The following is a 21,422-nucleotide window of genomic DNA, read 5'->3' as shown; positions in this document are numbered from 1 at the left end:
TACACTCCTTTCTTTAACATTTAGTAAAATTATTTTCTTTAGCTATTTTTTTAGCCAATTTTAAATTACTATTTGTATGAAAAATTAAATTTTGATATGTATGAAATTCTAAAATATAGTAACTATCATTATATTTCTTATACCATTCTTTTTTATAAGACACTTCGGCACCACAAATATTTTCTTTTCTAGTGACAGTATGAAATTTTATTTCTAATTCTTGATTATCATAAACTAACCTCCCTTTATCATCTATTGCTGTATTTTCTGGAATTATCAATTCTATTTCATTCCATACTATTTTTTGTGTATTTTTTTTTATAAGTTCTCTCCCTATTTTATCTTGTTTCCTTTCCGATTTAGTTACTTCTCCATACCCTTTAGCATCACGATGTGCCTCACGAATTGATTCGGCAATTATATCACAAGAGTTTAATCCTAATAAAATACAAATAAACAAAATTATTTTTTTCATCTTAATTCTTTATATGATAAATATACTATCAATTGTGTCATATTTACCATACTTCCTTTCTTTTAAATTTAATTACTTATCGACACTCACTGAACTTATTTTTTATAGCTATTCTTTCAGCCAATTTTAAATTACTATCTGAGTGATATTTTAAATTATCGTATCTATAACCTCCCAAAGTAACATAATCTTCATTATATTTTTTAAACCATTGTATTTTATAAGATTTATTTCTACAAAGTTCTTCTCTATTATTAGTTTTTTTAAATTCTATTTCTAATTCTTGGTTATTATAATTTAATCTTCCATTTGTATCTATTGTTGTATTTTCTGGAACTATTAATTCCATTTCATTCCATACTATTTTTTGTGTATTTTTTTCTAAAAGTTCTCTCCCTATTTTATCTTGCCTTCCCTCATTTTTAGTTTTTGCAGTATATTGTTTTACATAATTAATATAAGAACACGAACTCACTCCTATTAAAATACAAATAAATAAAATTATTTTCTTCAATTTAATTCCTCCTGTTAAATTTTACAATTCTAAAAAATACTCTCAATTACATTCAGACCAATTTCCTTTGCAAACTCCCTTGCAATTTCCATCTCTTTATCTTCCATTCTGTTAAAATCGTGTGCATCCGAACCAATTATCGTTCTAACATTATACTGCTTCACAATTTCCCAAAATTCCTTGTATGGATACATATATCTGTCCCAGTCTGGATGTCTTTCAAATGTTTTTCTTATTCCGTTTGCATTTACTTCAAGTGGTACATCCATTTTTTCTGCTGCTTTTGCAATCATATGTGCAGCTTTTTTACAGCTTTCATCCCAAGTCCGATAATTTATTACATACAAATCTGGATGTGCAATGTAGTCAAATTTACCACTTTCTATAGCCTCAACCATATATTTCGCATAAGCTAGTACATCTTCCCCTGTCTGTATCTTCCAAGCATTATAATTTGTGCTATCTCCGTTTTTTCTAAAGGCATGCAGTCCTAAAACAAGATAATCTAATTTTTCTCTATATCTATCGTATTTTTCAATAAATTCTGGAAAATATTCAATCTCTAGTGATTTATAAATCTTGATTTTATCTCCATATTTTCTCTGTGCTTCTTCTATTTCCTTCAAATATCCGTCAAAATCTTCTTCTTTCATTCTGTTATTTTCATAATATTCAGGCATTGGAGCGTGATCTGAAATTCCAAGTTCAGTATAACCTTCTCTAATCGCTACTTTTACATAATCTTCCACATTTCCAACGGCATGTTCACATCGGTAATTGTGAGTGTGAAAATTTGTCTTATTCATACTTTTCCCCATTCTATCCTTTTCAATTTTTTTCTTTCGTATATTTTACCAATTATTTTGAAAAAAATAAAGGTTTTAAATAAATTTATTTTGTTTTTAGTGAAAATTTTTGATATAATGTAAGAAAAATATAAATATTTAAGGAGGAAATTTTTTTGATTTCAACAAGTAATTTATCTGTCCAGTTTGGTGGACGAAAACTTTTTGATGAAGTAAATATTAAATTTACAGAAGGAAACTGTTACGGTATTATTGGACCGAATGGAGCTGGAAAATCGACGTTTTTAAAAATATTAAGCGGGGAGCTTGATTCTACTTCTGGAGAAGTTATTGTAGAAAAAAATAAAAGATTATCATTTCTAAAACAGGATCACTTTGCTTATGAAGACGAAGAAGTATTAAATGTGGTAATGATGGGACACGCAAAATTATACGATATTATGATGCAAAAAAATGCCCTATACGCAAAAACTGAATTTACAGAAGAAGATGGAAACTTAGCGGCTGAACTTGAAGGAGAATTTGCAGAGCTAGATGGCTGGGAAGCCGAAACAAATGCTGAAAAATTTCTTATTGGTTTAGGAATTCCCGCTGAACTTCATCATAAACTGATGAAAGAGTTAACAGAGCCTGAAAAAGTAAAGGTTCTACTTGCACAGGCTATTTTTGGAAATCCTGACATATTATTATTAGATGAGCCTACAAATGGACTTGACTTGCACGCAGTAAAATGGCTAGAAGATTTTCTGATGGACTTGGAAAACACAACTGTACTTGTAGTTTCGCATGATAGACACTTTTTAAACAAGGTTTGTACTCATATTGCTGATATTGATTACGGAAAAATTAAAATGTTTGTTGGAAACTATGATTTCTGGTACGAATCAAATCAATTAATGCAAGAATTAATCAGAAACCAAAATAAAAAGATGGAGCAAAAGAAAAAGGAATTGCAAGACTTTATTGCACGTTTCTCTGCCAATGCCTCAAAATCAAAACAGGCTACAAGCCGTAAGAAACAGCTGGAAAAATTACAATTTGAAGATATGCAAGTTTCTAACAGAAAATATCCATACATCGAGTTCAAGCCTGAAAGAGAAGCTGGAAATAATATGTTAAAAGTTGAGAACTTAACCAAAACTATTGATGGCGAAAAAGTTCTTAACAATATTTCCTTTACCATAAATACTGGGGACAAAGTTGTTATTTTATCAAAAAATGACATTGCAAAGACTACTCTTTTCCAAATTCTAGCTGGAGAATTAGAACCAGATTCAGGAACTGTTGAATGGGGAGTTACAACTTCTCAAAGTTATTTCCCAAAAGACAACTCTGAATTTTTTGAAGGGGTAGATTTGTCATTGATTGACTGGCTAAGACAATTTTCACCTGACCAGCACGAAGAATATGTACGTGGATTCTTAGGAAGAATGCTATTCTCAGGAGAAGAGGCGAAAAAAAAGGCCAAAGTACTTTCTGGAGGGGAAAAAGTTCGTTGCATGCTTTCAAAAATGATGCTATCCAATGCAAATGTACTACTATTAGATAACCCAACAGATCACTTAGATCTTGAATCAATTACATCGTTAAATAAATCGCTGGAAAGATTTAACGGAACAATTTTATTCACAACACATGACCACGAATTTATTCAAACAATTGCAAACAAAATAATTGAAATTACACCAAAAGGTATTTTAGAAAAAGAAATGGAATACGATGATTATTTAAATGATGAAACTGTTGAAGCAAGGCTGAATGAAATGTACAGTTAGTACTATTTCCCGTTTAAAGAGCAGAAATAAAAAATTATAAAATTAAAGTTATTTTTTTAAAGGATTATCTATCATACAACCTATATAACTATTAAAATACCCTTTAATTAAATTTATCATTAAGTATCCATATAAGGACTTTCATTAAAAAAACTGCTTATAATAAATATTTTTCCTATAGTTTTTATGTTTTTTCTTTTTATAAAGCAAGGGAAATCAATCGCCATTTCCCTTTATTTCACAATAATAGTTATTTTAATATATTTAAATAATGGCATATTAAAGAGAATGGCGAAAGTGCTACGCACTAACCCTGGCTCGTCTAAGCATTTTTTTGAAATCTTCCAAAATTTTATTTGGGAAAGTAGTCTAAGATTTATTATTGGGATAAATCTTGATTACTACGAAAACGAAACTCGCTAACACTCACTTTCGCAAATAAATATTAGAAAAACTCTATAAAATATATTTGCTATAAAGGTTCTGGCGAAAGAAACACATAAATGTGTTTAGTCGTTATTATTCCAAAAAAATCACGACATTCTATATTAAATTATAAAAATTATTATCTTTAAATTTTAGGCTTTTACATTTGGAAAATATTAAATAAGCAAAATTTTGTTAAAGAAAAAATAACTAAATACAAATATATATTTCTTTCGCCATAATTTTTATAATGATAAAACTTATTTATGTTAAAATAACTCTTGTTTGCGAAAGTGAGTATAGTTTTACGAAGCGAGTTTTATTTTTTCTTTATAAGAAAGTTTTGCGTTAAGCGGGGTAGTTCGTAGAACGTTTCGCCATTATCTCTAAGTAGTAGCCAGTTATACATGTCAAAATAATTATTATTGCGAAAAAGGGCATGGTGTCTGATGCCCTTACATTACAAAAAAATAGCAGGATTGTATATAATACTCCCTGCTATTTTTTATTTTATAATTAATCATTTCTAAACTATTTTAAATTTATTTTTTACTTACTTGATTGCCATAAATATATCCATATTGATTTCCGTTATATCTAATATAGTACCAATCATCGTCTGTTTTGCTTATTGCGTAAACAGTTTGTCCTGTTTTTAATCTTGTTTTTATAGTAGATTTTGTTGTTGGTTTTTCTCTTATATTACTGTATCCTTCGCTCGAAGTTATAGTAAGTTTTCCTACAATTTCTTTTAATTGACTGTTATGCACGTAACCAGTAAACGATTTTTTAATATCATTGTTATAATACGTTACTTTATGCCATTCACCAGATTTTTCATTACTTTCAAGTATATGACCATTTGTAATGGTTTCAACAACTTTAGAATCTGTATTGGCAGACTGTCTTATATTAATCGCATTGTCTTTTGACGATGTTATAAATGCCGCTCCCATTGAAATGGCACTAAGACCCATAGATAGAATTGAAAATAGAAACATTTTCTTTAGTACAAACTTTTTCATAAAAAATCACTCCTTAAATAATATAAATTTATATTTATCAATTTTATGTAACATATGTTTTCTTCAATTGTATTATAACCTATTTTTTTGATTTTGCCAAGTGAAAACTTTGCAGGATCACGACAAACGCATGAATATTTTAAACTATTTCTTTATATTTATTCATTTTTTTAACAACAGCATTTCTATATATCAAAAAATAATTTTAAATATCTTCTTATATTATCTCTTTATCCTTCTGCTAAATTTCTTTCTGAACGGCAGTTCTTCCAGTATTGAGATTGCTAATTTCCTTAGAATATTTAAGTTTCTTGCCGCATTTTTGTTTAATGTCTTATTTGCATCTTCTCTGAATGTCACATCCAGTATCCAATGATAACTTTCTATTGCCCAATGTCCTCTTCTCTTACAAATTCTTCCACTCCCCCTGCTATATTCGTTATGTAATACCTTTTCTGTTCCTGCTTTTTTCCATTTTCTTCTGTTGTTAAAATTGATGCACCTATCCCTTTTACTTCCTTCCATTCCTTATTTCTTTTAATAAGCCATTCTGTTTCTTCAGTATAGTAATATTCCCTAGTTTCCAGTCGACGCCTTTGCTTTTCTGTTTTCCTGCTGTACATTCCTTCCTCCTTTAATTTTTTTCTGAATCCCTTGTCAGCAAAGTAATCTTCTATATCTTCTTTTAAAGTCTTCTGGTTCCCTTTTACCTGGAGACAGAAATAGCCCTTCTTCTTTCCTAGCTTTTTTATGATTTCTTTCTGGGTTCCTATCGCATCTATTGTAACTATACATTCCTTTACTGAGATTTTATCAAGCAGACGTAATATCGCTTCTATTTCATTCCCTTTTCCTTCAACCGCCACTTGTGAATAGCAGATTCCATCTTCTTTGGAATACGCAGATACTATGTCTAACGGGCTGTTGTTTTTATTCTTCATTCCGTTTAAAAATTTCCCATCAATATTCAATATTTTTCTTATTTTTTTATATTCCCCGGAAATTTTTAACTCCATCCATTTTGTCAAAAGAACTTCTGTAACTTCAGGCTCTATTGTAGCCATGACTCTTTGAATAGTATCATGCGAAGGAACTCCGTTTGGCAGCTCCAAGTATCTTTTTAATGCTTTAAGATATAGTTTCTCAAATTTCTCAATCTCTTCCCAATATTCAACATTCGCAAGCATAGCAAAAAGAGTAATCATAACAATGTCACTTAACTTGTGTTTTATTTTTGAAGCCTGTCGCTTGTCCTCTATTTGAGTAATATATATTAACAATTCTTTTAGATTTTGGTTATTTTCCGACATTTTTACCAGCTTCTTTCATAAAATATCTCAGTAATATTATACCTTTTTTTAGATTTTTTTCATGCGTTTGTCATGCGCCAATATTATTTTTCTTGCAAAATTTTAAGGAATCCAGTAAAATATTGTTGTTACTGAAAATATATTTCAGTTTATTTTGTGTAATGTTTGTCATAAATATATTATACAAAAAAATCAGCCGAATTTCTATTCGGCTTTTTTTTATAAAAACCTATATTTATGTAGTTTACCTTATCAAGCACAGATAACTGTGATTTTAATATCTTTAACAAACAATACTAGTTTATAACTCAGCGAATAATCGATATTTTCTATCTACTATATATTCAAATCTAATGGTTTAGATCGGAGCTGTTTTAAGTCTCTTAAAATTATTTATGAGATTTTCTGCGGTATCGATATTTACAAAACATTTGTTGTGACTTGTATTCCTGTACCAGCTTCTTGAAAATCATTGCCATGCCATCCTTATTTACCCTAAATATATTAAAGCTATCAGGATTAAAAAACTGATAAAAAAATACTAAGTGGATTACTGATCTCTTTAAATTATTCTCCCATCTGCTACTATTGTCAGTTACATGATTTTATCCGTTACCATTCTAAGCTATTAACATTAGTCCCTGTGAAAAGAATAGATTTCAAAATTGTCTCATTGTTTGTAATATTCAATTAGTTAATGTCGCTTCCAATACATTTTGAAAAACTTAAAAACATTTTCATTTTGTCAATTCTCTTAAACACGAACTACAAAAGATTATTTTTAATCTTGCTTCTAATCTCAGTAATGAAATTAATCATATTCTTACTGTACCTGGCTTTAAAAATCCGCTTAGTACCATTTCTATCATTTCTGAAATCAAGTTTTTCCAACTTCTAAACACATCTCGGCTTACTCTACCAGTAATGAAAGTGCTGAAAAAAAAAGTCGGTTGGAATTATTAAAACTGAAGATTACATCAAACCCTTGCTTGTTTAGCAAACCAATGCTAGTATTAAAGTAATCCTGAAATTTTTAACGTTATAGTTAATTATCACTATTAATAGAATACTTTTAATCGTTATTTATCATACAATAAAAAACTGAACCATACAATGCTGAACTTTATCATAAATATAATATTTTAGTAACAACAAAGAAATTTTTTTAGACGAAGTTATTAATATTATAACTAAACAAGGTTTCAAAATCAGAGGAATTATTTAATAACAATTTTAATTTAATCTTATTTTAATTTTAAAATTAATTCAAAAGTAAGCTTTTTGTTTTCTGCCCCAGATTGGCAATTTTTTATAACTACTAAATCTCGTTTTGGATGTTTACTTCTAGACATTATTTTGAATAGTCATGCCATTTTAGAACTCTATATATCTGTTCATATCCAATTAATTTGGCATATTCCTGTCTTATTTCATTTGTTCTTAACAGTTCACCTTTTTTTGCCCGTTCGTCAAATTGCTTCAAGAACTCCCTTTCTTCTTCAAATATCATATTTTTATGATTTCCACCTTTTGGCTTATTTATCAATCTCTATTCTCTAATTTGAAAATATGCTTATCCATTTACTCACAACTTTTTCATACACATCTAAAATTTCAGCTATTTCATTATTCCTTTTGCTTACGCCTCTTATTTCTACCACATGTAGTCTTATATCTTCACTTTTGTTTTTTATTAATTTTCTAATCATTCTTATCTCATTTGAAATTTCTTCTATTATCTCATACGCTTTTGCCATTTTTATTACTCTATTGTATTATACACATTATATTCTGTTACTTTAATGGGATTTAGTATTATTTTGCAATCTTGCAATACTCATACTTTCTATTTTTATCTTTCCTTTGCGAACTGTACCCATTTTTCACTTTAAAACTTTCAGCATCTGCACTATTAATTCTTTCTCCAAGATAATAAACTTCTTTGTTATTTTTTACATAATACTCATTCAAAACTTTTATTTTATTAATATCCAATCCTTCCAATTTTATCATTTTTTCATAAAAATCAAAAGTCGAAATAAAATAAATGTTATACTTGTCTTTTGTATAAAATCCTTCACATTACTAATCACTTCAAAAGTCATTGCATCAGCAATTTCTTCTAATCTTTGCCCAATGTAATAAATATTATTCTTATTTTTTAAAATAATATCAGTTATCGCTTTTACACTTTTTCAATTTCGACAAAATAAATATAATTTTTATTTTTTCCATAATTTTCTGTCAATTCTTGAAAACTTGACGCACCTGCTCTTTCGACTTTCATATTACCATAAGTACTATTATAGTAAAAAATTTTATCATCTTTTAAATAATTTTTCTTTATAACTCTAAATTTATCTGGATTTACTGGTAATTTTTCCACTACAATTGGTTGAGATAAGTTATAAGTATCTATAAAATACACATCTTTATCATTTTTTATATAATCATTTCTTTCTCAAATAACAGAGTAAAATAGAGAACTATCATAAAAAAATGCAATAATCTTTTTTGGACTGCTTTTTTAAATCATTCTGCTTTGTGATATTTCCTTCAGAATATCATTATCCTCCTCTTAAATATGGAATATTTGTGTTTTTTCCTGCTCCATTAACAATATCCGATAAATATTGCATCCCTATTACCTTTTCCATTGAAGCCATATTTTTCACTACTAAAGTACAGTTTGTAGGCCTTTTCCCTGTTTTTCCTATAGTTTGCAAAGAAAGTGTAGTATAACGCTCTTGCCCTTATCTCCCTTCTTGGAAACACTTCAGGAAATATTATTATCAGCAAGCCTCAATCCCTTAATGTATTGCAATCATCCTTATATATGTATTTTTACTTCTTCTGCACTTCATAAATAATGAATTTGTAGAAGAAGAAAATAACAAGATAAAATCTTATGGGATAAAAAAATTCGACAATCTTAAAAACCTCATTATACTTAGGATTTCTTAAGGTTATCAAACTTTTTACATCCCCCACACTTAACAAAGAGCCTGAAAAAATTATAGAAAAAGAATTTTAAATTTTATTATGAAATCAAAAAAACAAAAACGTTATTTCAATTCAACATAAGTTCTATCACATTATACAGATGGATAAAGTTTAAGAAGGAGACAGGGGATTTTTCATCAAGAAAACGAAAAAAATAAAAATATCCATGAAATAGTAAAGAAATTATAGGAAAAACGTAATTCTCTGTGTTAAAAGAGTTGATAATATAAAGATTATTTGGTTCGACAATTCATAGTTCCAAATTATAGATTGTATAAATTATTTATCTGAAATTTTGGGGATACTTATTTTTCTGATTTATTTAGGTTCTTTTAATACCCGTCTTTTTCAAAAAAATAAAAGTTCACCCAAATTCCATTTCTCTATATTTTCCAAACCTATATCAATTCATCCGCATTCACTTCCTCATCAAACTTAAAATCTTCATCATGCAAATGCACTACTTCCAGTGCTTTTTCATAATTCGTAGATTTTTTCGAGAAGAAATCGTGCTGTGTTGTTTCCACATTCAACCCATTTAACACAATTGGATTTACATTCTTCACTTCAAATTCTTCTTCAAATCCTAGATTCATCAAGGCTTTGTTCGCATTATAACGGATGTATTCCTTCACATCGCCTGTAAGCCCCAAATCACCGTAAATTTCATCAGTATATCTTGTTTCATTTTCATATAAATCGTACATCAATTTTTTCAGTTCAGCTCTCATATCAGCTTTTTCCTCTTCGCTGAAAGAATTGTATAATTCCTGGAACAATAGTCCGACAAAAACTCCGTGAATTGATTCATCAGCTATGATTTTCTTGATTATATCGCAACTTGCAACCATTTCTCCCTGTCCTGCAAGCCAAAGCGGTAAAAAGAATCCACTGTAAAACAAATATGTTTCCAAATAAACCGAAGCTGCCAGAGCCATCGCAATATCTCTTTTTGAAGCCTCAGGATTATTCATTTTCTGATAATATGTGTCAATTTTATTGGCTTTATACTGTAAATGCGGATTTTCCTGAACCCATCTGAATGTTTCATTAATCTCTCTTGTAGACGCAACCGTTGTAAATATTGTCGAATAAGACTTCGCATGAATCGTTTCCATCATACACATATATGAAAGAACCGAACGATTTTGCAACGACTCAATATGATCAATAATCTTCGGCATCCCCGTATGGCTCTGCAATGTATCCAAAAGCGTCAATCCTCCCAGTACATGCAAATACGCCAATTTCATCGCAGGCTCAAGCGAATTCCAGCTATCAATATCCTTCGACGGAATATACTCCGTATCAATCCAAAACTGCTTCAAATTCTGCTCCCAAAACATCTCCACATAATCATTTTCCGGTGTGTTCCAGTTCACTGCTTCGTATATTTTTTTCTCCATTTTTTTATTTTCCTTTCTTGATAAAATTGTTTTATCAATTTATATTATCTCAATTAACTCCCATATTTTATATAAAATTTAGAATAGTTCACTATGACTACCTGATGCTAATAAAATCAATATTAATTTATCTTCAACTATGTCGTAGATTAATAAACAATCTGGAGTTATATGACATTCTCTTGCCCCGTCATAATTATTGACTAATTTATGATCCTTGTTTTTAGGAGGAAGTTTTTCTCCTTTTGCTAATATTGAGATTATACTTTCCAATAATTTTAAATCTTTTTCCTGTTTTTTTAGATTTTTTAAATGTTTTTTAAATTTCCTAGTAAGAATAATAGAATATTTATACTCTTCTTTTTTATCCCTCATAATCTTCTCCCAAGACATCTTTAAACATATCTTCTGGACTACTATACGATTTATAATTTGAAGGATTTTTCTTAATTTGTTTAGTTTCTTCAAATGCTTGAGCCAATTCTGAATTTTCAGGTAAAGAATTTATATAAAATGGTATGCCTTTTTCTCTTATAGCTTGTTTCAAAAATATATTAATTGCTGTACTAAGACTTAATCCTAAATCTTTAAATAATTCCTGTGCTTCTTTTTTAGTTTTCTCATCTATCTTTATACTTGTATTAACTGTTGCCATAAAATATCACTTCCTTTTATATTTATTATACATACAAAGTATATCTTTTGTCAATCAATTAGTTTATCATAATATCTTTTAGTTTAAATTCAAGTAAACTTAATAATTCTCGTAACTTTTTTGTTAGACTTTCATATTCTTCTTTTGATAAAAATAATTTAAGTCCCTCGTATATCGTAAATAATTTTTGTTTCTTATTATTTGTTATACCTATAATATTATTTATATTTACAATTTTTTTTGATGAAAAATAGTACATTCTTTCATTATGTGCTGCTATGTTTCTAAATAATGAACTTGCACGTAAAAAAGTTTTTATAAAATTATTATTTAATTTAGGTAAACGTGTGTACTCATTTTTATACAAATTTCTAAAATGGCTTATTATTTTATTTTGTACTCTATTTTCCAAAATCAAATAAAATCTGCTCATTTCTCCAAATGTAAAAAATTAATTACTATCCAAAATGGTATATTATCTTTTGTTGTACTATAATGCTTTATTATACTATTTCTTTTGTTATTTCTTAAAAAATTTAGTTTTTTTACTAAATGTGAAATACGATGTATATTTTCATTTCTAATTCCAACATAATAATTATTAAGTTCCAAATAACTTTCTTTATTTGTATAACATTCTGAATAATAATATGCAATTGCTGTTTTAAAAGCTCTTTCCAATTGTGTCAAAACATCAAAAAACAACATTCGCAAACTTTTATCAAAATCATACAACGCTTTCAAATGATTAAAATGAACTCCCGATTTATAAATATCATTTCCATTTAAATCTTTCCCTTTTAAAAAAGGTTCTTTATAAAAATTTATAATAGAATAATAATTATACCTCATTAAATAATAAATTGTTTCATCATCAGTTTTTACCCGTAATTTACCTCCGTTTTCTCCATTTAAAATCTCAACTTGTTCCTTAAAAGTTTTAAATGGCTTATCCATTCCCTTTCCCCCTTTTATCTCAAAAATGCAAAAAAGCCCTATCAAAATTGAAAGAGCTTTTTCTACAGTCTACAACAACGCACAGTTAAGTGGGTTATTCTTGTAGTACGATCACTAAAATTATTATACTCTATATTTTGATATTTGTCAAATGTAAAAAACTTTCATTTTGCTTCGCTTTTTCTATAAAATAACATCTGCCTTTATTTAACTATTTATCCCAATCTTTTCGAAAATCCCTTTCTGTTTCTAGATAATCCTCAAATCTCTTTTGATAAACTTCTTTCGGATTAATTCCATTCTTTTTTAAATATTCTTCAAACTTCATTTTTTTTGTATCTTCATCAAAATATTTTTAATACATCCAAAAAGTATTTTCAACACTCTTTTCTATAAAATCAGCAAGCAGATAGATGAATCTTTTCAAAATCAGCATGAAAACAATCAACTTTCATTATCAAATCATTATTTTCACTACTATTAAATTTTTCAATCAACTCCGTCAGCTTTTCTTCAACAAGATAGTAAGGCGTCGTTTCAAATCCAGCACCCAAAATTTCATTATTACTTTTCTTAAACTTCCCTCTATTCTCAATATCATCATTCAACACAAGAGCATGAAACTCTCTTATCAACCTCAGCGATAAAGATTCATTTGTTTTTATAACTTCCTTCAGAAAATTAAGAGCATATTCCTGCCCCTTCACTTCCTCATGCTCTTTCAAACTTTTCCCTTTCACAGTAACCCCATATTGAAGAATAATATCCGTTTCTTTCAAAGTAAGAGTGCTACCTTCAATCGCATTTGAATTATAAATAAAATTTGTTTTAAGATTATTTTCCAACTTTGTCAAAATTCCTTTATTTAAAGGTCTTTCTTTTTCTAAAAAATTTTTAAAAATTTCAATCATAATCACTCCTCCTTCCTGAAAGATTAGATGTCTATGATGATTAATGTAATTTTTTAAATAAAATCTATTCTTGTTTTGGAATTAGATAATCTATCCACATTTCATATAATATATTATTCTTCCCTTTTAAAAAATTTAATATTTCATCTTGTTCCTTTTTTCCTAACTTTTCCAATTCTTCTTTAATAGTTTTTATTTCTTCTAAGTTTTTAGTTAAATCTTTTTTCAAGTAATTGACATTAACTAATTCCGATTTCAGTAATTCAATATTTGTTTTTATATCATGATTAATAATATTTTGTTCTGTATTTTTTCGCATTTTACAAATTTCTTGTACAAAATTATTATATTCTTCTTTTTCTATTCTTTTTCTTAAAAAAGGACTAAAAAAATTTAAAAACTCGTCATTAGATTTAAGAAAATAACCCGTTGCTGTATTTTTACTGTGCAACCATTTTTCCTGTTCTTCTAATTTTTCCATTTTATTTATATCAATAAATAAATTTACTAACAATAGGTTTTTTAGAAATATGTAAAATTTTCCATTCGTTCTTTTACCAGACAATAATTCTCCCTCTTCTTTATTTTCTAAATTTTTAAAGAATTCCATAGAATTTTTATATTTCCAATTATAATTTAATTTATATTGTATCATTAATTCTAAAGTTTCATATTTATTAATATCTTTATTAAGCATAAAAAAGTTAAATATTTTTTTTCTTTCCTCACTTTGAAAGTCAAATATTTCATTTACTTTTTGATAATCTTCATATTTCCATAATCGATTAATTTTATTCCCTTCTTGAATTTTTAACATTTTTTCTTTTATATCTAAATAATAAAATATTGGATTACTGTATTCTCCTAACTTATATTTCCGTACTGATTCTAAAATAGAAGATACAAACTCTTCTTCTTTTTCTGATCTTATATTTTCAAGTTTATTTTGTAATCTTAATTCTTGTGAAATATATTTATAAAAAGAACTTATTTTTTGATAATTTTCATTTGTTTTCCGATTTTTTATATTTGTATTAATTTTTTTTAACTCATTCCAATAATTAGGAATTAGGTATTCTATGATTTCCCAAAGTATAAAAATTTTTTCATAAATAATGTTATATTCTTTTATTCCTATATCCAGTTTTATATTCATTTCTTTTATTCGTTTAATAAATCTTTCTACATTTCTAAAATTTATTTTTTCATTTGTTAATAACTTTTCATTATGTTTATTTATTAAATTTATAATTTCCTTTAAAATATTTCTTTTTTCCAAATTAATGTCGTATACATCTAAAAAAAACTCTATTAATTCAACAAAATTAGTATTAGATAAATAAAAAATTTTATCAAAATACTTTTCTAGAAATTTCTTTCCTTCTTTTACATTTTCATCTTTTTCCATAATGTTAATTAATTTTTCATAAGAAGATAAAGTAATTAATGTCAAACTTTCATTTAATTCGATATTTAATTCTCCAATAAAATTTAACACTTCCAGTATTTGTTGTTTACTTTCTATTCTGTCAAAGTCATCTAAAATAATAATAATTTTCTTTTTTAGATGCTTTAAATTCTCTTTTAGATTAATCAAAACTTCTCTATAATCATCATACATATTGCTATTTATAAATTTATTAAAATCGAAACTCACAAATCCTAACTTAATATTTTCATTATTAATATTAAAATAAGACATTAAATCTTTTAAAGAACTTGTAATAATATTATTTTTCTTAAAAATCCTATTTATTTCTACTAATATTTTTTTTCTGAACTCCATTTTAGTATCAAAATAAGGAACTTTTATATAAATAAACTCAAAATTATCATTATACTTATCCATAAATTTTTTTATAAAAAAAGTTTTTCCATTTCCCCAAATATTATCTATTAATATCGAATTTTTTTCAGAATCTATATTTTCCTTTAATTTTTTTATATCTTCTCTTCTTGATGAAAATAAATCATCTTTCATAGATAATGTAATTAATACATCAAATTTGAATTTATTTTTTATGTTTTCAAATTCATTATTTATACTTTCTTCAATATTATCAATATCAATTATTAACATTCTCTTTTTTATTTTTTCACTTTCATAATAAACTTTTCCTTCATCACAAAAAAAATTATACAAAAATTTATATAGTTTACTTTTTCTCTTTTTTTTATTTTTTTTCTTAATTTTAGGTAGACTTTTTTCAAAATGCCAATTATTTAAATAATATGATTTATCTCTATATACTATATCATACTTTTGATTGTGTATCCTCTTTATATTATAAATAAAATTATTTTTTATATTTTCATTTTTAAAACTAAAACTTAAAATTCCTTTGCTCTTTTCTATTCTTTCTTTTAAAAAATTAGCTTTATCATCATTAAATATTGCATTTCCATTTTTTATTTTTTCTCTATCTCTAAAACTATAACCTTTTATAAAACAAAAAAATTCAAAAAGGAAATGAAAAGGTATTAGTATCCAGACAACTGAAAATCTAAAATAATAAAAATTTTTACGTAAACCACCAGCTTCTTTAAAAGACAAAAAATCTGATTGATTTTTTATTATAATAAATAAAATTATTATTATAACAAATAGTGGTGCAAATAAATAACCTTTATAACTTCTTCGGTCAATACCAGCTAAATAAAATAACAAAATAAATGTTAAATATATAATAGTATTACTTATAGTATAGTTATTATTTTCTTTACTTATTGATAAAATTTGAAATAAAAAAGTATAATGAAAAAAAAACAAAATTTTTTTAATATTTTTATTAGTTAATTTAAAGGAATGCAAATAAGAGCTAAACGAAAATGACATTATAACCATACCTGTTAAAAGTACTTTGTCAAGAATATTATAAACTTTATTTGTATAATAAAAAAACATTTTTATTATTGCAAAATTATATTTTAATACAAATAATAATATAAAGTTAATTGTAAAGTATAATAATATACTAAATTCATTTTTTTTTAAATATTTAAATATTTTTTCACATAACTTATCAATAAAATCTTTCATTTTAATCTCCTTGATTTATGTTATCAAGCTTTTTTACATAAATTGCGATATTTCACCAAATTTTTTTTACCTTACACCGAACAACTTATACACTCCTCAATCGTAGCCTTCCGAGTCCGAGTATAATAAAGCGACTTCAACCCCAGCCTATGTGCATAAATATAAAGTCTAGCCAAATCCCTAGTGCTGTCTGTACTCTTTGTATACAAGATAGTTGAGATTCCTTGATCTACGTGTCTTTGAATTACAGAAATTAGTTTCAAGATATTTTTTTGATCCATATCGTAAGCGGACTTATAGAAGAAGTAGTTGTCGTTTGTTAGGTAAGGCATAGGATAAAATGTCGTACTGTCTCCGTATTCTCTTACTTCAATTGTGTCAACTACTGGCATTACTGAAGCAGTAGAATTCATTATGTAGGATGTTGACTGGTTTGGGGCGATTGCCATTCTGTAAGCGTTGTAGACTCCGTGTTTCATTACTTGCTCTTTTAGGTTTGCCCAGTCTTCTTTTGTTGGGATGTAGATTCCTTCAAATAGCTGTTTTATTTTTTCTGTTTGTGGCATGTATTCTTTTGTGATGTATTTGTCAAAATAGTTTCCGTTGGCGTATTCAGATTTTTCAAAATCCTTGAAAGTTTCGCCTTTTTCTTTTGCAGTTTCCATTGAACGTTCCAATGAATAGAAGTTTACCATCATGAAGAATACGTTACAGAAGTCAAGCGCTTCCTTGCTTTCATACATAATAAAGTTTTTAGCCAAGTATCCGTGCAGGTTCATTGCTCCCAGCCCTACTGAGTGCAGCTCATCGTTTGCTTTTTTTATTGATGGAACAATATCAATGTTTGTCAAGTCTGATACCATTGTAAGCGAGTCAATTGCTGCTTTTGTAGCTTCTTTTATTCTCTTGTTTTCCATTACAGTTGCAATATTTAATGAACCTAAATTACATGAAATTCCACGTCTTATAGTGTCTTCTTCATAATACGCATTAATATCTGAAACTTCTGATAATTGCATAATTTCAGTACATAGATTTGAGAACTTAACTGTTCCGATTTCTTTTAATGCGTGTTCTTTATTTGCATTATCTTTAAAGAATAAATAAGGGTACCCGCTTTCCTTTTGCGTTTGAGAAATTTTTACAAGAAGTTCCCTTGCGTTTATTTTTTTCTTTTTAACATTTGGATTATCAACCAGTTTTTCATACATTTCGTTCATATCCATCTCATCCAGATATTGTCCATATTCCAGAAATACTGTGTGTGGATTAAACGTGTAGCAAACTTCATCTTCCATTGCCAGCTGCATAAATTTATCTGGAACAATAACTCCGATTGACAATGATTTTATCCTGATTTTTTCATCTACATTTATCTTTTTACTATCCAAAAATTCATTAATGTCAGAATGAAAAACATTCAAATAAACTGCTCCAGCCCCAGCTCTTTGCCCCAGCTGATTTGCATACGAAAAAATATCCTCCAAAATCTTCATAATCGGCAAAACTCCAGAAGCTCTTCCTTCAACTCCTTTTATTGACTCTCCTCTTGCTCTTACTTTAGAAAGGTTAATTGAAACTCCTCCACCAATTGAAGAAAGTTTCATTGAAGAATCAAAAACATATCCAATCCCACTTAAATTATCTCCCATTTCATCAAGAAAACAAGAAACAAGCTCTCCAGAACGTTTTTTTCCAGAATTTAAAAAAGTTGGTGTAGCAGGCTGATATTCTTGATTTATCAACATCAAGGCATACTCTTTTGCCTTTTCAACATTTCCCTGTGCCAAATAAAGCGAAACTGTCGCAATCCTATCTTCATATCTTTCCAAAAATTTCTCTCCAGTATCATCCATCAAAGCATAACTTTGATAAAACTTAGATGCACTCATAAACGAAGCAAATCTAAACTTCTTATCATAAACCAGCTTAAACACTTCCTTTATCTCATCATGGCTATACATCTCATAAAAATCAATATAATAATCATTTTTTATCAAATATCCCATTTTTTCCTCAAGATTGTGAAAAAACACCGTATTTTTGTTCACATAATCTACAAAATACGAATAAACAGCCTCCTTATCTTTCTCAAGCTGAAAATCCTCCCCTTGTTTTACCATTATTTCGTTATTTAGGTATATCCATTTTTTTGCTCTTTTATCTACCATAATCTTCTCCTATTTTTTTATTTTATAATTTAACTAAACTCAATGCTTACATAAAATTAATAATTTTTCTTTCAATTTTAAAACAAATTATTGTTAATAAATATTTTTTCTATAATTTTTATTGTTTTTCTTTTATTTTAGCAGGATTGCTCATTGCCGCAAATCCTGCACCTATGGCTAGACTACGACTTTTATTTATTCAACTCCGAAACTCCTCCTTTCAGTCGTCAAACAGTCGTAGCTGAACAAATAAAAGCTCCGTCAGTTTCTTAAAAAATTATATTTTAATTATTTTAAATTATACTTTGTTAAAAGAGTTTATAATAAATCCCTTATTTAAACAGAATTTAGTATAAGCGTTTTTTTAATAAAATCACAACAACTTTAGTTTAAATAGAGCGATTAATTTACTATCACTAAAGAAAATACTAATCAAAATTTTATTAAAAAATAACTATTAATTAAAATAATTTGTAACAAAAACATCTTTTAATTCTAAATATCATAATAAAATTAAAAGTTAGTTATTTTCCAAATACTCAATATAATTTTCCACTTCCGTACTTGTTCCCGATAACTCAAATTTCATTAATACTGGAATTCCGTATTTTTGATGAATTTTATCAGCTGCTAGTGCGAAAAATTGTCCCCAGTTTCTGTTTCCGCTGGAACTTACTGATTTTAATAATTTGCTGTTGTTTTCGTTTTGTAGAAATTCGTCTGTTGTTGCTGGAATTTCTCCAATTTTTGTTGTGAATGTTAGAAAATGTCCTTCATTTTCGATTACCATAGTTGGAGTTATCTTTATAAAATGCCATTCTGGACGCTGTGCTTGCATTTTTTTTATGAATCGTTCGACATTTCCTGTTTTTGAATCGTAATATATATACATCGATTTCACCTTGCTTTTTAATATTTGTTTCACTTTTTCGTGAAAAATCTGCTAATTTTTATTTCACAAATATTTTTTTAAATCAAAAATCCTTAATTATCCTAATTTATTCAATTTTTATAACTTTCAAGTAAATTTAAATATGTAGTAAAACTTCTTTAAAACCTAACTCAAAAGCTATAGCTATTTTACTCAAACCTAAATTTGTATAATTTTTAGTAGTTTAATTTTAAATGGGTTCAAGTATATTTCCAAATTTTAGGCATAAAATATACTCAAAACTAGATATTTTAATAAAAATCGTTTTGAGTAGTATTAATTTATTATTTTAAATTATATTTTAAATTGTTCATTACATCATTGAGATAATTTCATTGATTTCTTCTGGCTTAAATCCAATTGTTCTTTTTATTTCTTCGTTTTCTTCAAACAAAATTACTGTTGGGACGCTTCTTACTCTATATTTTACAGCAATTTCTGGATTATCAAATGGATTTATTCTTTCATATTCTATACCTTTTTTATCTAACAAATCCGACACCATTGCACACGGATTGCAATCATTTTTCTCAAATTTCACTATTTTTTTCATTTTTTCTATCTCCTTCTATATTATATAAAAAACACAATATATTGTGTTTTGCTTGATTTTTTTTACATATATGTAGTGTATCTTATTTTTAAATTTTTTTCAATAAGATTATATTTAATTTTTGATTAAAGAGTTTCTAAGTTGCTAGATAAAGGGATTTATTAATTATATATTTTATATATTAAAATCCAGTCATTTATTATATTTTAAAAGGATTCCGAAAAAATGATAGTTTGTATAACAACTTTATTTTTTGTTTTACGATGATACAAAATTTTTAAAAGTTTATGAAAAGTCCCTTTTAATGTATTAATATTCTCTCTATAAAATAAAAAAAACAGGCATATTTTTTGAATATACCTTCAGTAGTCCTTAACGAATAAGGTTCTTAATCTTTTATTACCATTCTTTCCTTAAATAAATAAGGCTTTAATGTAAATAAATTATAATATACGTTAAATATTTTGTCAACTATATTCTTTATTTTTTGACAAAAGTTAATTTTTATGCCAATCATTTGGAAAATCCATTCTCAATAAAATATCATTTATATTTACAATATTTTCTAATTTATCTTCCAAAGTTTTGATAATTAATTTTAATTTTTCTGTTAGTGCATCAAATTCTTCTTTAGAAAGGAATAATTTTAATCCTTCATAAATCGTAAAGAGCTTTTGATTTCTGTTTGATGTCATATCACTAACTCTTTTTATATTAACAGTTTCTCTCGAAGAAAATTCGTATAACCTTTCGTTATGGGCAGCAACATTTCTAAAATGAGAGCTAGCAACTAAATAAGTTCTTACAAATGAATGAGTTATATTTGGAAGATTGCCATATTCTTCTTTATACAAATTTTTAAAATGATCGCAAATTTTATCATATACATTTTTATGTAAACAAGAATATAGTTTGCTAATATCTCCAAAAGTTAAATAGTGAATTATAATCCAAAAAGGAATATTATCTTTTGTAATGTTATAATGTCTTATTATCATTTTTTCATTATCTTTTTTTATCTTTTTCAACGTATTCACCACCATTGAAATTTTAAGAATATTTGAATTTTTCTTTCCAGTATTGTAATTCTCTAAAAGAAGATACGAATTTTTTTTCAAAATTCCGTTTGTTTCAGAAAAATAATAAGAAATAGCTGTTTTGAAAAAACTTTCAAGCAATGTCAAATTATCAAAAAATAAAATTCTCAATTCCCTATCAAAATCATGAAGACTTTTTAAATACTTAAATTTAAAATTTTCAATATATTTATCTTTTCCCCTCAAATTTTTATTTTTTTCTAAAAAAGGAGCTTTATAAAAATTTATAATAGAATAATAGTTAAATCTCTTTAAAACAGAAAGTGTATCTTCATCAATACTCATCCTACTTGATATAATCATTTCTTGTTCTTTGAACTTTTTAAATGGCTGATCCACAAAAAATCTCCTTTCCAAAATATCAGAA

19 protein-coding genes and 3 pseudogenes are annotated in these 21,422 nt (G+C 26.7%); 1 reads left to right on the top strand and 21 read right to left on the bottom strand.

Annotation, left to right across the window (positions count from 1 at the left end; genetic code table 11):
- Positions 1 to 13: 13 nt before the first annotated feature.
- The 3 genes from AB8B23_RS05185 to AB8B23_RS05175 form a co-directional block, all read right to left on the bottom strand.
- A complete protein-coding gene (locus AB8B23_RS05185; RefSeq protein WP_314292428.1) occupies positions 14 to 475 on the bottom strand; it encodes a hypothetical protein in 462 nt (153 codons plus the stop codon).
- A 76-nt stretch (positions 476 to 551) separates the two neighbouring features.
- Positions 552 to 989, bottom strand: coding sequence for a membrane lipoprotein lipid attachment site-containing protein (locus AB8B23_RS05180; RefSeq protein WP_369713742.1), 438 nt, complete (start codon positions 987 to 989; stop codon positions 552 to 554).
- Between the two features lie 29 nt (positions 990 to 1,018).
- A complete protein-coding gene (locus tag AB8B23_RS05175; protein ID WP_369713741.1) occupies positions 1,019 to 1,795 on the bottom strand; it encodes a histidinol-phosphatase in 777 nt (258 codons plus the stop codon).
- Between the two features lie 155 nt (positions 1,796 to 1,950).
- On the opposite strand from AB8B23_RS05175, the gene AB8B23_RS05170 reads away from it, so the two are divergent.
- Positions 1,951 to 3,570 carry an ABC-F family ATP-binding cassette domain-containing protein gene (locus AB8B23_RS05170; protein ID WP_369713740.1) on the top strand — a complete coding sequence of 540 codons (1,620 nt, stop codon included), beginning with the start codon at positions 1,951 to 1,953 and terminating at the stop codon, positions 3,568 to 3,570.
- A gap of 968 nt (positions 3,571 to 4,538) precedes the next feature.
- On the opposite strand, the gene AB8B23_RS05165 is transcribed toward AB8B23_RS05170, so the two are convergent.
- From AB8B23_RS05165 to AB8B23_RS05080, 18 genes and pseudogenes are all read right to left on the bottom strand, one after another.
- Positions 4,539 to 5,021 (bottom strand): SH3 domain-containing protein, encoded by a 483-nt coding sequence (locus tag AB8B23_RS05165; protein WP_369713739.1) that lies wholly within the window; start codon positions 5,019 to 5,021, stop codon positions 4,539 to 4,541.
- A gap of 222 nt (positions 5,022 to 5,243) precedes the next feature.
- Positions 5,244 to 5,381, bottom strand: a complete 138-nt coding sequence (locus AB8B23_RS05160) for a hypothetical protein (protein ID WP_369713289.1) — start codon at positions 5,379 to 5,381, stop codon at positions 5,244 to 5,246.
- Between the two features lie 23 nt (positions 5,382 to 5,404).
- Positions 5,405 to 6,331 carry an ISAs1 family transposase gene (locus AB8B23_RS05155; protein ID WP_369713738.1) on the bottom strand — a complete coding sequence of 309 codons (927 nt, stop codon included), beginning with the start codon at positions 6,329 to 6,331 and terminating at the stop codon, positions 5,405 to 5,407.
- 1,351 nt (positions 6,332 to 7,682) lie between these two features.
- On the bottom strand, positions 7,683 to 7,877 hold the full coding sequence (locus tag AB8B23_RS05150) for a hypothetical protein (RefSeq protein ID WP_369713737.1): 195 nt from the start codon (positions 7,875 to 7,877) through the stop codon (positions 7,683 to 7,685).
- A 10-nt stretch (positions 7,878 to 7,887) separates the two neighbouring features.
- Positions 7,888 to 8,088: a hypothetical protein gene (locus AB8B23_RS05145; protein WP_021745384.1), complete on the bottom strand. Its 201-nt coding sequence runs from the start codon at positions 8,086 to 8,088 to the stop codon at positions 7,888 to 7,890.
- A gap of 58 nt (positions 8,089 to 8,146) precedes the next feature.
- Positions 8,147 to 8,389, bottom strand: a pseudogene (locus AB8B23_RS05140) (DKNYY domain-containing protein); the annotation flags it as partial.
- Between the two features lie 127 nt (positions 8,390 to 8,516).
- The gene (locus tag AB8B23_RS05135; protein ID WP_419950747.1) at positions 8,517 to 8,759 is read right to left on the bottom strand and encodes a hypothetical protein; all 243 of its coding nucleotides are present in this window, start codon (positions 8,757 to 8,759) and stop codon (positions 8,517 to 8,519) included.
- A gap of 99 nt (positions 8,760 to 8,858) precedes the next feature.
- Positions 8,859 to 9,112 (bottom strand): annotated as a pseudogene (locus AB8B23_RS05130) (ISLre2 family transposase); the annotation flags it as partial.
- 620 nt (positions 9,113 to 9,732) lie between these two features.
- Complete coding sequence (gene nrdF, locus AB8B23_RS05125) at positions 9,733 to 10,740, bottom strand: class 1b ribonucleoside-diphosphate reductase subunit beta (RefSeq protein WP_369713736.1); 1,008 nt, start codon at positions 10,738 to 10,740, stop codon at positions 9,733 to 9,735.
- A gap of 78 nt (positions 10,741 to 10,818) precedes the next feature.
- Complete coding sequence (locus AB8B23_RS05120) at positions 10,819 to 11,115, bottom strand: type II toxin-antitoxin system YafQ family toxin (protein WP_369713735.1); 297 nt, start codon at positions 11,113 to 11,115, stop codon at positions 10,819 to 10,821.
- Positions 11,105 to 11,395 (bottom strand): type II toxin-antitoxin system RelB/DinJ family antitoxin, encoded by a 291-nt coding sequence (locus tag AB8B23_RS05115; RefSeq protein WP_369713734.1) that lies wholly within the window; start codon positions 11,393 to 11,395, stop codon positions 11,105 to 11,107. Before AB8B23_RS05115 ends, AB8B23_RS05120 begins: the two co-directional genes overlap by 11 nt.
- A gap of 58 nt (positions 11,396 to 11,453) precedes the next feature.
- A pseudogene (locus AB8B23_RS05110) lies at positions 11,454 to 12,247 on the bottom strand (Abi family protein).
- 503 nt (positions 12,248 to 12,750) lie between these two features.
- Positions 12,751 to 13,263 (bottom strand): Fic family protein, encoded by a 513-nt coding sequence (locus tag AB8B23_RS05105; RefSeq protein ID WP_369713733.1) that lies wholly within the window; start codon positions 13,261 to 13,263, stop codon positions 12,751 to 12,753.
- Positions 13,264 to 13,327: 64 nt separating this feature from the next.
- Positions 13,328 to 15,343, bottom strand: coding sequence for a P-loop NTPase fold protein (locus AB8B23_RS05100; protein WP_369713732.1), 2,016 nt, complete (start codon positions 15,341 to 15,343; stop codon positions 13,328 to 13,330).
- Between the two features lie 1,031 nt (positions 15,344 to 16,374).
- Positions 16,375 to 18,474: a class 1b ribonucleoside-diphosphate reductase subunit alpha gene (nrdE, locus tag AB8B23_RS05095; protein WP_369713731.1), complete on the bottom strand. Its 2,100-nt coding sequence runs from the start codon at positions 18,472 to 18,474 to the stop codon at positions 16,375 to 16,377.
- Between the two features lie 520 nt (positions 18,475 to 18,994).
- The gene (nrdI, locus tag AB8B23_RS05090) at positions 18,995 to 19,366 is read right to left on the bottom strand and encodes a class Ib ribonucleoside-diphosphate reductase assembly flavoprotein NrdI (RefSeq protein ID WP_369713730.1); all 372 of its coding nucleotides are present in this window, start codon (positions 19,364 to 19,366) and stop codon (positions 18,995 to 18,997) included.
- A gap of 352 nt (positions 19,367 to 19,718) precedes the next feature.
- A complete protein-coding gene (locus AB8B23_RS05085; RefSeq protein ID WP_006804246.1) occupies positions 19,719 to 19,958 on the bottom strand; it encodes a thioredoxin domain-containing protein in 240 nt (79 codons plus the stop codon).
- A 497-nt stretch (positions 19,959 to 20,455) separates the two neighbouring features.
- A complete protein-coding gene (locus AB8B23_RS05080) occupies positions 20,456 to 21,394 on the bottom strand; it encodes an Abi family protein (RefSeq protein ID WP_369713729.1) in 939 nt (312 codons plus the stop codon).
- Positions 21,395 to 21,422: the final 28 nt, after the last annotated feature.

Source organism: Leptotrichia sp. HSP-342 (genome assembly GCF_041199995.1).
GTDB lineage: Bacteria > Fusobacteriota > Fusobacteriia > Fusobacteriales > Leptotrichiaceae > Leptotrichia > Leptotrichia mesophila.
The sequence above is the reverse complement of the archived record's forward strand: the minus strand, read 5'-3'. Positions and strand labels throughout refer to the sequence as shown.

Bases quoted from the DNA above. Each gene is read 5' to 3' on its own strand.
- AB8B23_RS05145 (WP_021745384.1), bottom strand. From the start codon at position 8,088: ATGGCAAAAGCGTATGAGATAATAGAAGAAATTTCAAATGAGATAAGA.
- AB8B23_RS05155 (WP_369713738.1), bottom strand. From the start codon at position 6,331: ATGTCGGAAAATAACCAAAATCTAAAAGAATTGTTAATATATATTACT.
- nrdI (WP_369713730.1), bottom strand. From the start codon at position 19,366: ATGTATATATATTACGATTCAAAAACAGGAAATGTCGAACGATTCATA.
- nrdE (WP_369713731.1), bottom strand. From the start codon at position 18,474: ATGGTAGATAAAAGAGCAAAAAAATGGATATACCTAAATAACGAAATA.
- nrdF (WP_369713736.1), bottom strand. From the start codon at position 10,740: ATGGAGAAAAAAATATACGAAGCAGTGAACTGGAACACACCGGAAAAT.
- AB8B23_RS05085 (WP_006804246.1), bottom strand. From the start codon at position 19,958: ATGAAAAAAATAGTGAAATTTGAGAAAAATGATTGCAATCCGTGTGCA.
- AB8B23_RS05105 (WP_369713733.1), bottom strand. From the start codon at position 13,263: ATGATTGAAATTTTTAAAAATTTTTTAGAAAAAGAAAGACCTTTAAAT.
- AB8B23_RS05185 (WP_314292428.1), bottom strand. From the start codon at position 475: ATGAAAAAAATAATTTTGTTTATTTGTATTTTATTAGGATTAAACTCT.
- AB8B23_RS05100 (WP_369713732.1), bottom strand. From the start codon at position 15,343: ATGTTAATAATTGATATTGATAATATTGAAGAAAGTATAAATAATGAA.
- AB8B23_RS05115 (WP_369713734.1), bottom strand. From the start codon at position 11,395: ATGGCAACAGTTAATACAAGTATAAAGATAGATGAGAAAACTAAAAAA.
- AB8B23_RS05175 (WP_369713741.1), bottom strand. From the start codon at position 1,795: ATGAATAAGACAAATTTTCACACTCACAATTACCGATGTGAACATGCC.
- AB8B23_RS05165 (WP_369713739.1), bottom strand. From the start codon at position 5,021: ATGAAAAAGTTTGTACTAAAGAAAATGTTTCTATTTTCAATTCTATCT.
- AB8B23_RS05120 (WP_369713735.1), bottom strand. From the start codon at position 11,115: ATGAGGGATAAAAAAGAAGAGTATAAATATTCTATTATTCTTACTAGG.